This window comes from Streptomyces meridianus (assembly GCF_023703325.1).
Lineage (GTDB): Bacteria > Actinomycetota > Actinomycetes > Streptomycetales > Streptomycetaceae > Streptomyces > Streptomyces meridianus.
The window spans coordinates 1-13,402 of sequence record NZ_JAMQGM010000061.1 but is presented as its reverse complement, the minus strand read 5'-3'; the positions used below and the strand labels follow the sequence as shown (position 1 = coordinate 13,402).

The 13,402-nt window shown below is 71.0% G+C and carries 13 protein-coding genes; 2 read left to right on the top strand and 11 right to left on the bottom strand.

The window, feature by feature from the left end; all coding sequences use genetic code 11:
* Positions 1 to 76: 76 nt before the first annotated feature.
* The 11 genes from M1E25_RS23940 to dacB all read right to left on the bottom strand — a co-directional run bounded on the left by M1E25_RS23940 (position 77) and on the right by dacB (position 10,831).
* Positions 77 to 562, bottom strand: a complete 486-nt coding sequence (locus M1E25_RS23940) for a DUF3180 domain-containing protein (RefSeq protein ID WP_251419097.1) — start codon at positions 560 to 562, stop codon at positions 77 to 79.
* Positions 563 to 634: 72 nt separating this feature from the next.
* Positions 635 to 1,228, bottom strand: coding sequence for a 2-amino-4-hydroxy-6-hydroxymethyldihydropteridine diphosphokinase (folK, locus tag M1E25_RS23935; RefSeq protein ID WP_251419095.1), 594 nt, complete (start codon positions 1,226 to 1,228; stop codon positions 635 to 637).
* Positions 1,225 to 1,584, bottom strand: coding sequence for a dihydroneopterin aldolase (gene folB / locus M1E25_RS23930; protein ID WP_251419093.1), 360 nt, complete (start codon positions 1,582 to 1,584; stop codon positions 1,225 to 1,227). The genes folK and folB overlap by 4 nt, the downstream gene beginning before the upstream one ends.
* A gap of 249 nt (positions 1,585 to 1,833) precedes the next feature.
* Positions 1,834 to 2,307: a nuclear transport factor 2 family protein gene (locus M1E25_RS23925; RefSeq protein WP_308290473.1), complete on the bottom strand. Its 474-nt coding sequence runs from the start codon at positions 2,305 to 2,307 to the stop codon at positions 1,834 to 1,836.
* Positions 2,304 to 3,158 carry a dihydropteroate synthase gene (gene folP, locus M1E25_RS23920; RefSeq protein ID WP_251419091.1) on the bottom strand — a complete coding sequence of 285 codons (855 nt, stop codon included), beginning with the start codon at positions 3,156 to 3,158 and terminating at the stop codon, positions 2,304 to 2,306. Before folP ends, M1E25_RS23925 begins: the two co-directional genes overlap by 4 nt.
* Positions 3,159 to 3,243: 85 nt before the next feature.
* Entirely contained in the window at positions 3,244 to 3,849 is a 606-nt protein-coding gene (gene folE, locus M1E25_RS23915) for a GTP cyclohydrolase I FolE (RefSeq protein WP_251419089.1), read from the bottom strand.
* Positions 3,850 to 3,953: 104 nt separating this feature from the next.
* Positions 3,954 to 5,966: an ATP-dependent zinc metalloprotease FtsH gene (gene ftsH / locus M1E25_RS23910; protein WP_251419087.1), complete on the bottom strand. Its 2,013-nt coding sequence runs from the start codon at positions 5,964 to 5,966 to the stop codon at positions 3,954 to 3,956.
* A 260-nt stretch (positions 5,967 to 6,226) separates the two neighbouring features.
* Entirely contained in the window at positions 6,227 to 6,766 is a 540-nt protein-coding gene (gene hpt / locus M1E25_RS23905; RefSeq protein ID WP_251419178.1) for a hypoxanthine phosphoribosyltransferase, read from the bottom strand.
* An 89-nt stretch (positions 6,767 to 6,855) separates the two neighbouring features.
* The gene (gene tilS, locus M1E25_RS23900; RefSeq protein WP_251419085.1) at positions 6,856 to 7,899 is read right to left on the bottom strand and encodes a tRNA lysidine(34) synthetase TilS; all 1,044 of its coding nucleotides are present in this window, start codon (positions 7,897 to 7,899) and stop codon (positions 6,856 to 6,858) included.
* Between the two features lie 234 nt (positions 7,900 to 8,133).
* A complete protein-coding gene (locus tag M1E25_RS23895; protein WP_251419083.1) occupies positions 8,134 to 9,270 on the bottom strand; it encodes an Rv3626c family coenzyme F420 biosynthesis-associated protein in 1,137 nt (378 codons plus the stop codon).
* A gap of 70 nt (positions 9,271 to 9,340) precedes the next feature.
* Positions 9,341 to 10,831 (bottom strand): D-alanyl-D-alanine carboxypeptidase/D-alanyl-D-alanine endopeptidase, encoded by a 1,491-nt coding sequence (gene dacB / locus M1E25_RS23890; RefSeq protein WP_372501380.1) that lies wholly within the window; start codon positions 10,829 to 10,831, stop codon positions 9,341 to 9,343.
* Between the two features lie 86 nt (positions 10,832 to 10,917).
* Here dacB and M1E25_RS23885 point away from each other — a divergent pair, with 86 nt between their 5' ends.
* The gene (locus M1E25_RS23885) at positions 10,918 to 11,412 is read left to right on the top strand and encodes an inorganic diphosphatase (RefSeq protein ID WP_251419174.1); all 495 of its coding nucleotides are present in this window, start codon (positions 10,918 to 10,920) and stop codon (positions 11,410 to 11,412) included.
* A 191-nt stretch (positions 11,413 to 11,603) separates the two neighbouring features.
* Positions 11,604 to 13,322, top strand: a complete 1,719-nt coding sequence (locus tag M1E25_RS23880) for a threonine/serine exporter family protein (RefSeq protein ID WP_372501378.1) — start codon at positions 11,604 to 11,606, stop codon at positions 13,320 to 13,322.
* The last annotated feature ends 80 nt before the right edge of the window (positions 13,323 to 13,402 follow it).

Here is a 13,402-nt window from a genome sequence, read left to right as displayed (position 1 = left end):
CCGGGGGGCCGGCCCGGGAGTCCCCGGAAGATGCCCGAGTGCTGTCCCCGCTGCGGCCGTCCGGCCCGGCGCCGCCCTACTCGCGCGACGCCCCGGGCGGTTCGTCCTCGTCCTCGGGCAGCTTGCAGACCCGCTCCAGGAACAGGGCGGCCGCCACCACCGCCACTCCCGCCACGACCGAGGCGCCCGAATAGATCGCCTGGTCCCTGCGCGGCCCGGCGTCGAGGCCGTCGATCAGCAGGAAGACGCCGACCCCGGCGTAGATTCCGGAGACCAGGGACGCCACCAGCGCACTCGCCTGGCCGAAGACGACGGCCCGCGCGGCCTGCATCGGATCGACACCCTTGGCGTCCGGCTCACGATTGCGCTGGGCCTTCAGCCGCGCCCGCAGCGACAGCGCGGTCGCTGCGAGGACGGTGGCGATCACCGCCAGCACGATGGGGGCGGCCACCGGCACTCCGGGAAGCGTGCCGAAGGAATCCCACAGTCGTGCGGCGGCCCAGGACAGAATCCCCGCCACCACGAAGATCCCGACGAGGACCCTGATCCGAAGTTGCCTCACCGAGCGTCCGCTCCTCTTCGCGCCCTACGCATGCTGCCGGTCTCCGGCCGGAGCTCCCGGTCCGTCCAACGACTACTCGGGCAGCCGGAGTTCCAGGTCCTCGCGGACCTCCACACCGGTACGGCCGAGCGCCGCGAGCAGTTCGGCCACAGCTCCCCGGCCCGGAACCTCGGCCTCGGGCTCGATGTCGTGCCACGGCACCAGGACGAAGGCGCGCTCGTGCGCCCGCGGGTGCGGCAGTGTCAGCGTCGGATCGTCGGAGACCACGTTCTGGTACGACACGATGTCGACATCAAGGGTCCGCGGGCCCCAGCGCTCGTCCCGCACCCGCTCGAAGGCCTCCTCGATGGCGTGGCTGCGCTCCAGCAGGGAGGACGGCGGAAGCGTGGTCTTCACCAGCACCACCGCGTTGAAGTACGAGGGCTGCGAACCGGGGTCGACACCCCACGGCTCCGTCTCGTAGACCGGCGAGACGGCCTTCACCCGCACGCCCGGGGTGTCCTCCAGGGCGTCGATCGCCCCCTGCAGCGTCTCCAGCCGGTTGCCGACATTGCTCCCGAGGGCGATCACCGCCCGTTTCGGGTTGCTCAGCGTCGTGTCGGCAGCGTCCACCTGCGCCACAACGGCGGCGGGAACCGGCTGCATGGTCGGGTCACTCGTCGTCATACTCGGCTCCGGCTGATGGTGACGGTCACATCGTCGAACGGGACGGCGATCGGGGCGTCCGGCTTGTGCACGACCACCTCGACCTCCTGCACGACCTCGTGTTTCAGGCAGCTGTCGGCGATCCGCTGGGCGAGCGTCTCGATCAGGTCGACCGGCTCGCCGGACACGACCGAAGCCACCTCTTCCGCGACGACACCGTAGTGCACCGTCCGGGTGAGGTCGTCGCCGTCCGCGGCGGGTCGGGTGTCGAGGCCCAGCACGAGGTCGACGACGAACGTCTGGCCCTTCTCACGTTCCTCGGGGAACACCCCGTGATGGCCACGGGCCCTCAGGCCACGCAGTGCCACGCGATCCACGCGAATCACTCCTGCCAGATCTCCGGCCGAACGGCCGGGCCGACGACTGCCGGCGCTGCGTCCCGTTCGAAGCTGCCGACGGAAACCTACCGCCCCCGCCGAGGAGGCCCGGCGCGCCGGGGCACAGCCGGTCGCACGCGGACCGCGCTCGGTCCGCCTACCCGTTTTAGCGGTCACGCATTCACCTCCGGAACCCGACGTGGCTCGAACGGTGGCCACACGGTGGCCGAAACTGTCCGGGCCACCCTCTCAGATTCCGGAGCGCCCGCCGTCCCCGTTGCCGTCCTCGTCCTCGTCCTCGGATGTCTCGGTGAGCACCGGCGACCCGTGGTGGGACCAGATGCGCCAGCCGTCGCCGGTGCGGCGGAACACGTTCGTGGCGACGACGAGCTGGCCGACGAGCGGCCCCAGCTCGCCCTCCTCCTCCGCAGGACCGCCGCTGAGGATGTTCTCCGTGCACGTGACCAGGGCCGTGTCACCCTCCACCGAGACCTCGACATCCGTGAGGAAGAACTGGATGTAGTCGGTGTTCGCCATGATCAGCGCGTACGACCGCAGCACCTCGCCGTTGCCCCGCAGCAGCGGCCAGCCGGGGTGCACGCAGCTGACGTCCCCCGGCAGCCACAGGGCGGACAGAGCCTCGAAGTCGCCCTGTTCCATGGCCTCGTAGAGGGCGGTGTTGGCCATCTCCACCTGCTCGCTGTCCGTCAGCGCCGCGCTCACACTGCCCCCTCGACGGCGCGCGCCACCCGCACGGCGTCAGCGCTGGCCCCGACCTCGTGCACACGCACAGCCCAGGCACCGGCACGGGCTGCGAGAGCGGACACCGCGGCCGTCGCCGCGTCCCGCTCGCGGGCCGGCGGCGGGGTACCGTCGGGGCCGGCGAGCACCCGCCCCAGGAACCGCTTCCGCGACGCGGCGACCAGCAGCGGCCTGCCGAGCCCGCGCAGCACGTCCAGCCGGGCGACGAGCGCCAGGTCGTGCTCGGCCTCCTTGGCGAAGCCCAGCCCCGGGTCGAGGACGATCCGCTCGGGGGCGACACCACCCGAGACGACGGCGTCCATCCGCCGCTGCAGTTCGCCGACGATTTCGGGCACCACGTCGCCATAGACGGCGCGGCTGTTCATGTCCGCGCTGAAGCCCCGCCAGTGCATGACGACGAACGGCACTCCGGCGTCCGCCACGACGGGCACCATAGCCGTATCGGCGAGCCCTCCGCTGACGTCGTTGACCAGCCGGGCACCTGCGGCGACCGCCTGCTCGGCGACCGCGGCCCGCATCGTGTCGACGCTGACGACCAGTCCCTCGGAGGCCAGTTCCCGCACCACGGGAACCACCCTGCGCAGTTCCTCCGCCTCGTCGACCCGGGACGCCCCGGGACGCGTCGACTCGCCGCCCACGTCCACCAGGTCGGCGCCCTGGGCGACCAGGTCCAGACCCCGTTTGACCGCGGCTTCCGTGTCGAACCAGCTGCCGCCGTCCGAGAAGGAGTCGGGCGTCACGTTCACGACGCCCATCACCGCGCAGCGGTCCCATTCCGGCAGACCGGACACCCGGCCGCGCAACGTACTCATGCCTCCACCCTAGGCCGATTCGGCGAAGCCGCGATCCAGTCGGCCGCCTTCCCGCCCCGCTCGCGGGACCCTGCGACCTGCCGGATCAGCGCGCCATGATCAGGCTCATCGCCTCGGAGCGGGTCGCCGAGTCGCGCAGCTGACCCCGGACCGCCGAGGTGGTGGTCTTCGCTCCGGGCTTGCGGATGCCGCGCATCGACATGCACATGTGCTCGCACTCCACGACGACGATCACGCCGCGCGGCTCCAGGATCTCCATCAGCGAGTCGGCGATCTGTGTGGTCAGCCGCTCCTGGACCTGCGGACGGCGGGCGAAGACGTCCACGAGACGGGCGAGCTTGGAGAGGCCGGTGATCTTGCCGTCGGCGGACGGGATGTAGCCGACGTGGGCAACGCCGTGGAACGGCACGAGGTGGTGCTCGCAGGTGCTGTAGATCTCGATGTCCTTGACCAGGACCATCTCGTCGTGGCCGAGGTCGAAGGTCGTGGTCAGGACGTCCTCCGGCCTCTGGCGCAGGCCGGCGAATATCTCCTTGTAGGAACGCGCCACGCGGGCCGGCGTCTCCAGCAGCCCCTCACGATCGGGGTCCTCGCCGATCGCGATGAGGAGCTCGCGGATGGCGTTCTCTGCGCGCTTCACGTCGAAATCGCCGACAGTGTTCGCATCCACCAGGGTCACCGGGTCGGTCATCTGTGCCTCGATCCTGTTCCGTACGTGCCGCCCACACGGCCGCACCCCCTCAGGCTAGAACCCGAGGGGGTGCGGCGTGATTCCGGGGAGGCGGCCCCGAGCGGTCAGCTCTCGGTGGGCTCCTCGGGGACCTCCGCCTTGTCGGACTTCGTCATGCTCGTCCGGGGCGCGTTCTGCCCGTTGGCCGAGAGCAGCTCCTTGGGCGACAGCACCGGCGGACGGGTCGAGGGGGTACGCCGCGACGAGCCGGTCCACGCCGGACGGGCCGGGCGCTTCACGACCGTCGAGAAGACCTCCGCGATCTCCTCCTTGCCGAGCGTCTCCTTCTCGAGGAGTTGCAGCACGAGGTTGTCGAGGACGTCGCGGTTCTCGACCAGGATCTCCCAGGCCTCGTTGTGCGCCGCCTCGATCAGCTTCTTGACTTCCTCGTCGACCAGCGCGGCGATCTCCTCGGAGTAGTCGCGCTGGTGCGACATCTCCCGGCCGAGGAAGGGCTCGGCGTTGTCGGAGCCGAACTTGATCGCACCGAGCCGCTCGGTCATGCCGTACTGCGTGACCATCGCGCGGGCCGTGGCGGTCGCCTTCTCGATGTCGTTGGCCGCACCCGTGGTCGGGTCGTGGAAGACCAGCTCCTCCGCCGCACGGCCGCCCAGCATGTACGCGAGCTGGTCGAGCATCTCGTTGCGGGTGGTGGAGTACTTGTCCTCCTCGGGGAGGACCATCGTGTAGCCGAGGGCGCGGCCACGGGACAGGATCGTGATCTTGTGCACCGGGTCGCTGTTCGGAGAAGCCGCCGCGACCAGGGCGTGACCGCCCTCGTGGTAGGCGGTGATCTTCTTCTCCTTGTCGCTCATGATCCGGGTCCGCTTCTGCGGTCCGGCCACGACGCGGTCGATCGCCTCGTCCAGGAAATGGTTGTTGATCAGCTTGGCGTCGCTGCGGGCCGTGAGCAGCGCGGCCTCGTTGAGGACGTTGCTCAGGTCCGCGCCCGTGAAGCCGGGGGTCCGGCGGGCGACGGCGCCCAGGTCGACGTCCGGGGCGACCGGCTTGCCCTTCTGGTGGACCTTGAGGATCTCCAGCCGGCCCTGCATGTCGGGGCGGTCCACGGCGATCTGCCGGTCGAAGCGGCCCGGGCGCAGCAGCGCCGGGTCGAGGATGTCCGGCCGGTTCGTGGCGGCGATCAGGATGACGCCGCCCTTGACGTCGAACCCGTCCATCTCGACGAGCAGCTGGTTCAGCGTCTGCTCGCGCTCGTCGTGGCCGCCGCCGAGACCCGCACCGCGGTGCCGGCCGACGGCGTCGATCTCGTCCACGAAGACGATGGCCGGGGCGTTGGCCTTGGCCTGCTCGAACAGGTCGCGGACCCGGGAGGCACCGACACCGACGAACATCTCGACGAAGTCGGAACCGGAGATCGAATAGAACGGGACGCCCGCCTCACCGGCCACGGCACGGGCGAGGAGCGTCTTGCCGGTTCCGGGCGGGCCGTAGAGCAGCACGCCCTTGGGAATCTTGGCGCCGACGGCCTGGAACTTGGCCGGCTCCTGCAGGAACTCCTTGATCTCGTGGAGCTCCTCGACCGCCTCGTCCGCACCCGCCACGTCGGTGAACGTGGTCTTGGGCGTGTCCTTGGTGATCAGCTTGGCCTTCGACTTCCCGAAGTTCATCACCCGGGAGCCGCCGCCCTGCATCTGATTCATCAGGAACAGGAAGACGACCACGATGAGGACGAAGGGAAGCAGGGACAGCAGGACCCCCAGGAACGGGTTCTGCTTGGACGGCGAGACGGTGTAGCCGTCCGGAATCTGCTTGTCCTGGTACTTGGCCTGGAGGTCCTGGGCCAGCTGGACGCCCTGGTCGCCGATGTAGCTGGCCTGCAGCTTGTTGCTGCCCTGGACCTTGGTGCCGTCCTTGAGTTCGACCTTGATCTTGGTTTCATCGCCGGTGGTCAGCTCGGCGGACTTGACCTTGTTCTCGGCGATCGATTTGACCACCTGGCCGGTGTCCACCGTTTTGTAGCCGCCGGACGAACCGACGACCTGCATCAACACGACCACGGCGAGGACGGCCAGCACGATCCACATGACCGGCCCACGGAAGTAGCGCTTCACGTCCATCCATACGGGGCGCGTGCGCCCCGTCCCTCCTGCCACAGTGAGGCACGTCGGTCCCGGTTCTCCGGAACCCTCGGTGCGTACGGTGTATTACTCGGCCTTGAAAGACTGACCTTCGGACGGTACCCCAGCATTGTCCTGCAAGGCTGCCCCGGAAGTCACGAATCTGCCTTCCCCTGCTCCAACGGCGGGTGGGAGCCGGGGGTTCCCGCCGTCCGCGCGGCCGGCGGCGTTGCGCCGCCGCCCGGACGGGCGCACCCCGGTCATCCGCCGTAGACGTGGGGCGCCAGGGTGCCGACGAAGGGCAGGTTCCGGTAACGCTCGGCGTAGTCGAGGCCGTAGCCCACGACGAACTCGTTGGGGATGTCGAAGCCGGTGTACTCCACCTCGAGGTCCACCTTGGCAGCCTCCGGCTTGCGCAGCAGCGTGCAGACCTTCAGCGACGCGGGACCCCGGGAGCTCAGGTTCGACAGCAGCCAGGACAGCGTGAGACCGGAGTCGATGATGTCCTCGACGATCAGCACGTCGCGACCGGCGATGTCGGTGTCGAGGTCCTTCAGGATCCGGACCACCCCGGAGGACTTGGTGCCGGCCCCGTACGAGGACACCGCCATCCAGTCCATCGTCACAGGGGTGGACAGCGCCCGCGCCAGGTCCGCCATCACCATGACGGCGCCCTTGAGGACACCGACGATCAGCAGTTCCCTGCCCGCGTAGTCCGCGTCGATCTTCGCTGCGAGCTCGGCCAGCTTCGCGTCGATTTCTTCTTTGGTGATGAGGACCGACTTGAGGTCGGTTCCCATGTCCTTGTCGTCCACCCGCGTCACTCTCGGTTGATTCGTACCCGGCCGGGTGCCCGCGGGCATTCCGGTCCCCGGTTCGAAGGCTCGGCTCAGTGTTCGGCGGCTGCCTCATCGCGTCGCCGGATAACCAGACTGCCACACCGGCGGTGGACCTCGATCCGTCCGGGCAGGTTGATCACGCCCTGTCCCCGCCAACCGGTGATCAGCCGGTCCACTTCCTCGATGTGCTTGGCGAACAGCGAGCCTGCCGGCGAACCGGCCTCGATGGCGGCCCGGCGCAGCACGCGGCGCCGCACCGCGGGGGGCAGCGCGAAGAGCTTCGCAGCGTCGAGCACGGGGGCTTCGCCGCTGGCGCCGGCGGCGCGGACCGTCTCGCCGACCTCCGCCGCCCAGGCGTCGAGGGCGTCGGCGTCGTCGCGGGAGAGCTGGGCGGTCCGTGCCAGGGCTTCGACGACGCCCTTGCCGAGCGACTTTTCCAGCGCGGGAAGTCCCTCGTGGCGCAGCCGGGACCGGGTGTAGGCGGGATCGGCGTTGTGCGGGTCGTCCCAGACGGGGAGGGACTGGGCCATGCAGGCCTTCCGCGCCGTCTGGCGGTCGATCTGCAGGAAGGGCCGGCGGTAGCGGCCGCGCACCCCGGAGACGGCGGCCATTCCGGAGAGCGAGCGGGTGCCGGAGCCGCGGGCGAGTCCGAGCAGGACGGTCTCGGCCTGGTCCTCGCGGGTGTGGCCGAGCAGGACTGCTGCGGCACGGCGGCGGTCGGCTGTCGCGTCGAGGGCGGCGTAGCGGGCGTCGCGGGCAGCGGCCTCGGGGCCGCCCTGCCGCCCGACGGTGACGGTGACGGCGTCCACGGGATCGAGGCTCATGGTGCGCAGGCGGACGGCGACCTCGGACGCGCGCCGGTCGGAGCCCTCCTGCAGGCCGTGGTCGACGGTGACACCGCCGGCCCGGATGCCGAGCTTGGGGGCCTCGAAGGCGAGCGCGGAGGCGAGGGCGATGGAGTCGGCTCCGCCTGAGCACGCGGCGAGCACGAGAGGTTCGTCCCGGGCGCCGGAGGCCCGGTGTTCGTTGAGTACGTCGTGGAGTACGCGGCGGACCGCCAAACGTATCGCTGCGACCGCGGGATGGGGACCCATGTCCGGTTCCCTTCCTGGAGGAGGAGGTGGGATCGGGGATGCGGACATTGTCGCCGACACCCCGAGTCGTCACGCTGAGTGTGTAGATGGTGACAGAAGTGGGCTGCTCCCCGAGCATCGCACGCCCACCTGTTGCCCACGGTCCCTCGGACGGGTGATTACCGAGGCGTTCGACTGCCGCCGGACGGGGCGTTTTCGACCCCTTCGCCCCATCGCCGCATTCCGGCTCCGGCCTCAGGCACCACCGTGGACCCGCGTGATCCACCGCTCCGGTTCCGCGATCTCCGCCTTGGTGGGCAGGGTGTTCGGCGAGGTCCAGACCCGGTTGAAGTCGTCCATCCCGGTCCGCTCGACCACGGCCCGCACGAAGCGTTCGCCGTCGCGGTACTGGCGCAGCTTGGCGTCCAGGCCGAGCAGCTTGCGCAGCACCTGGTCGAGACGTCCGGCACCACTGGCCCGGCGCTTCTGGAACTTCTCCCGGATCTCCGCGACCGTCGGTACGACGTCGGGCCCGACGCCGTCCATCACGAAGTCCGCGTGCCCCTCCAGCAGGGACATCACCGCGGTCAGCCGGGTCAGGATCTCGCGCTGGGCCGGCGTCTGGACGATTTCGACGAGGCTGCGCCCGCCGTCCCCGTCGGCCTCCGCCCCGCCGCCCCCGGCCAATGCCTGGGCCGCTTCGCGCAGGCGCTCGAAGAGCGCACCGGGGTCGATGTCGGTCTCGGCCAGGAACGCCTGGATCTCACCCTCGATGTGATCGCGCAGCCAGGGCACGGCCGTGAACTGGGTGCGGTGGGTCTCCTCGTGGAGGCACACCCAGAGCCGGAAGTCGTGCGGCTCGACGTCGAGTTCGCGCTCGACATGGATGATGTTCGGCGCGACGAGCAGCAACTGCCCCGTACCGTCCGGGAAGGAGCCCCCGCCGCCCGAGAACGTCTCGAACTGGCCGAGGACCCGGGAAGCCAGGAAGGACAGCAGCATGCCCAGCTCGACGCCGGTGACCTTGCCGCCCACCGCGCCCAGCACGGCACCACCGGGCGAGCCCGCGCGGCGTTCGCTCATCTTGCCGAGCAGCGGTTTCAGGACCTCGCGGAAGCCGGCCACGTTCGCCTTGATCCAGCCGGGCCGGTCCACGACGAGGACGGGCGCGCCACTGCTCCCGGCCCCGCCGGCCTTCGCCTCCGGACCGTGCAGGGCCGCCATCCGGGTGAAGGACCGGACGTGCGTCTCGGCGGACTCCGCGTGCCGGCGCAGTTCCGCCACCACGGCCCGCGCCTCGTCGCGGGTGACCGCGGGCCCCGGCCGTACGAGCCGCGTCGCCGTGGCTGCCGCGAGGTTCCAGTCGACCATCTCCGTGCCACCGATGCTCATGGCTTCACGGTACGTGCTCCGGCGTGCTCGCGGAGCGGTAACGAGCCCCGCGCGAGGCGTGGCCGCGCGGTCAGCGGCAGCCGCAGTTGGCGACCGCCGCCGCCAGTCTGTCGAGCGCGGCCTGGGCGGCGCCCGGGTCCGAGGTCCCGTTGGTCATGAAGGCGAAGACCAGGAGCCGCCCGTCCGCGTCGACCACCGTGCCCGCCAGAGTGTTGACCCCGGTCAGGGTCCCGGTCTTGGCGCGCACCATGCCCCTGCCCGCGGCGGCCTTCTCGTAGCGGCTGCGCAGGGTGCCGCTGAAGCCGGCCACCGGCAGCCCCGTCAGAGCCGGCCGCAGGTCGGCGCGGTCGGGGTCGGCGGCCCGCAGCAGCAACCGCGCCAGGAGGCCGGCGGAGACCTTGTCGCGGCGGTCGAGCCCGCTGCCGTCCTTGAAGTGCGCCCCGCCGACGGGCAGATCGAGCTGCTTCAGCCGGGCGCGCACCGCCTGTCCGGCACCGTCGAAACTCGCCGGCTCGCCCGCCGCGACGGCTGTCTGCCGGGCGAGCGCCTCCGCGATGTCGTTGTCGCTGTTGGTGATCATCCGCTCGACCAGGGCGGAGAGGGGCTGCGAACGGACCGCCGCGACCGGGTCGGCGTCGTCGTCCGCGCTCCGGCGTCCGGGCTCGCCCTTCACCTCGAGGCCCCGCTTCTCCAGCATTCCGGCGAATGCTCGGGCGGCGTCGCGGGCCGGGTCGCCGGAGCGGGGCGCAGGACCGTGTGTGCTGTCGTCGAGCCGGCCCTCGTCGACCATCAAGGGGCTGACCGGGGCAATGTTCTCGTTGAGGCCGATGCGGTGGCGCTCGGGACCGGAGTACCGGGAGACGTCGTAGTCGAGCTCGACCTTCTCGATGCCCTGACGCTCGAGGGCCTTCGCCGTCCGGTCGGCCAGGTCGTGAAGGCTCGCCGGGCCGTGGGCGTCCTTCCGCTTCCCCTCGGTGAGGGTCGGGTCTCCACCGCCGACCAGCACGATCTCGCCGGGCTTGCGGCCCGCGACCACCCGCGTCGCGATGCGGTGGTCGGCCCCCAGGGCGTCGAGGGCGGCCACGGCCGTCGCGATCTTGACGGTGGAGGCGGGGACGGCGGCCCTGCCCTCGCCCGAGCCGAACACCTGCTCGCCGGTGGTGGCGTCCATCACCGAGGCGGTGCGCAGCGGCCCCAGAGCCGGATCCTTCAGCAGCGGGTCGAGGGTGTCGGCGAGGCCGTCCGGCGTGGGCGGCGGGACCGGTCCGGAAGCGGGCCCGGCCCCCGAACCCAGGGCCGCGAGCACCGCACTCGCCCGGACGGACGGGCCGGCCTTCCCGGCACCCCGACCGGCTCCGCCGCCCCGGTGTGCGGCCGCATCCGCGCGCGCTGCCGCCCGCTCCGCCTGGCGCTGGCCGCCCGCCCAGGGGCCCGTGAGGGACACCGCGGCAGCGGCTGCCACCAGGCCGACCACCGCCGAGCCCGCCACCAGCTGCCGCACCGGCCGGCCGAGATACCCCCGAGCCACCGCCCTGAACTGGGACGACCTGTCCTCCGGCACCTCGGACCAGCCCCTTTCGCGATCACACAACAGAGTGAGGGACACTTAATCACCCGAACTGTGTGCTGATCATGGAGGAACCACCCGTGGAGTTCGACGTCACCATCGAGATCCCGAAGGGCTCGCGGAACAAGTACGAGGTCGATCACGAGACCGGTCGTATCCGCCTGGACCGTCGACTCTTCACTTCGACCAGTTACCCTGCTGACTACGGCTTCGTCGAGAACACCCTCGGCGAGGACGGTGACCCGCTCGACGCCCTCGTCATCCTGGACGAGCCGACGTTCCCGGGCTGCCTCATCAAGTGCAGGGCGATCGGCATGTTCCGCATGACGGACGAAGCCGGCGGCGACGACAAGCTGCTGTGCGTGCCCGCATCCGACCCCCGCGTCGAACACCTGCGTGACATCCACCACGTCTCGGAGTTCGACCGGCTGGAGATCCAGCACTTCTTCGAGGTCTACAAGGACCTCGAGCCCGGCAAGTCCGTCGAAGGCGCCAACTGGGTGGGACGGACCGAGGCCGAGGCCGAGGTCGAGGCGTCCATCAAGCGCCTCGAAGCCACAGGCGGCAAGCACTGAACCAAGAGCCTCACGAGGCTCGGGATCGGCTGGTTCGGGCGGCGCACCATAGAGGAACGGTGCGCCGCCCGAACGTGTGCCGGGACCCCGTGTGCCCGGCCGGGGGAATGCCCCTGCCGGTGGCCGGGCACCATTTTTTGTGATCACTGACGAGCGCCTGCAGCAGGGGCGAGAAGGAGAGCGGAACATCAGTGGTGGCGGACCCCAGGCGGAACGCCGGCGGAGCCGGTGCGTCCGCAGGAGCCTCCGGCACGGCCACGGAAGACCGTAAGCCGCTGTCGGACGAGGCGCACAGCGCCTTCACACCGCCGCTCGGCGTCCCACTTCCGCCCCCGCCGGATGAGGACCACCCCACCTCGGAATTCGCCATTCCGGAGGGGGTGCTGCCCGAGTCCCTGCAAGAGGGACCGGAAGGCTCGGCGTTCCTCCCGCCCGGCGGCACCACCGCGCCGCAGGGCCATCAGCCGGCGCCCTTCACCCCGCCGCACGGCATCCCGCCGGTCCGGCTGACGAAGGACGTGCCCTGGCAGGACCGCATGCGCACCATGCTGCGCATGCCGCTGGCCGACCGGCCGGTACCGGAGCGTCCGGAGAAGCACGAGGACGACCCGGGTCCCGCCGTTCCGCGCGTCCTCGACCTCACCCTGCGTATCGGCGAACTGCTGCTCGCGGGCGGCGAGGGGGCCGAGGACGTCGAGGCGGCCATGTTCGGCGTGGCGCACGCCTACGGCCTCGACCGCTGCGAGCCGACGGTCACCTTCACCCTGCTGTCGGTCACCTACCAGCCGTCGCTGGTCGACGACCCGGTGACGGCCAGCCGGACCGTCCGACGCCGGGGCACCGACTACACCCGGCTGTCCGCGGTGTACCGCCTGGTCGACGACATCACCTCCTCCGACGACACGGAGGTGTCGCTGGAGGAGGCGTACCGGCGACTGGCCGAGATCCGGCGTAACCGGCACCCGTACCCCGGCTGGGCCCTCACCGTGGCCGGTGGTGCGCTGGCCGGCGCGGCCTCCACCCTGGTGGGCGGTGGTGTCGTGGTGTTCCTGGCCGCGGCCATCGGCGCGATGCTGGGCGACCGGCTCGCCTGGCTCTGTTCCGGGCGCGGGCTCCCGGAGTTCTACCAGTTCGTGGCCGCCGCCATGCCGCCGGCAGCGATGGGTGTCGCGCTCACCCTGGCGCATGCCGGGGTGCCCGCGTCCGCGGTGATCACCGGTGGGCTGTTCGCCCTGATCCCGGGGCGGGCGCTCGTCGCGGGCGTGCAGGACGGCCTGACCGGCTACTACATCACCGCCTCGGCCCGTCTGCTCGAGGTCGGCTACCTCGTGGTCGGCATCGTCGTGGGCGTCCTGATGGTGCTGTACGGCGGGGTCCAGCTGGACGCCAAGCTCAACCCGGACGCCGGCCTGGGCTACGACTCGAGGCCCCTGCTGCAGATCCTGGCGGCCATGGTGCTGGCACTCGCCTTCGCGGTGCTGCTCCAGCAGGAGAAGCAGACGGTGCTCGCAGTCACCCTCAACGGCGGGGTCGCATGGATCGTCTACGGTGCGCTGGCCGACACGGCGGGCATCTCGCCCGTGGCGGCGACGGCGGTTGCGGCCGGTCTGGTGGGCCTCTTCGGCCAGCTGCTGTCCCGCTACCGGTACGCGTCGGCGCTGCCGTACGTCACCGCGGCGATCGGCCCGCTGCTGCCCGGTAGTGCCACGTACTTCGGTCTGCTCGGCTTCGCGCAGGGGAACCTGGACGCCGGCTTCGCCTCGCTGACGAAGGCGGCCGCTCTGGCACTGGCCATCGCCATCGGCGTGAACCTGGGTGGCGAGATCGCCCGGCTGTTCATGAAGGTGCCGGGGGCCGGCATCGTCGACACCTCCGACCGCCGGGCGGCGAAGCGTACCCGCGGCTTCTGATTCCGGGGTCACCTGCTCCGGGCTGCGGATCCCGGGCCGCGACAAGGGGCCGGTCCGATGCGGACACTGTTGGCGAATGC

What these genes read in the sequence shown, in the direction of transcription:
- folK (WP_251419095.1), bottom strand. Translation starts at nt 1,228, where the DNA reads ATGACGACGAGTGACCCGACCATGCAGCCGGTTCCCGCCGCCGTTGTG.
- folP (WP_251419091.1), bottom strand. Translation starts at nt 3,158, where the DNA reads ATGAGTACGTTGCGCGGCCGGGTGTCCGGTCTGCCGGAATGGGACCGC.
- folE (WP_251419089.1), bottom strand. Translation starts at nt 3,849, where the DNA reads ATGACCGACCCGGTGACCCTGGTGGATGCGAACACTGTCGGCGATTTC.
- ftsH (WP_251419087.1), bottom strand. Translation starts at nt 5,966, where the DNA reads ATGGACGTGAAGCGCTACTTCCGTGGGCCGGTCATGTGGATCGTGCTG.
- hpt (WP_251419178.1), bottom strand. Translation starts at nt 6,766, where the DNA reads ATGGGAACCGACCTCAAGTCGGTCCTCATCACCAAAGAAGAAATCGAC.
- tilS (WP_251419085.1), bottom strand. Translation starts at nt 7,899, where the DNA reads ATGGGTCCCCATCCCGCGGTCGCAGCGATACGTTTGGCGGTCCGCCGC.
- M1E25_RS23895 (WP_251419083.1), bottom strand. Translation starts at nt 9,270, where the DNA reads ATGAGCATCGGTGGCACGGAGATGGTCGACTGGAACCTCGCGGCAGCC.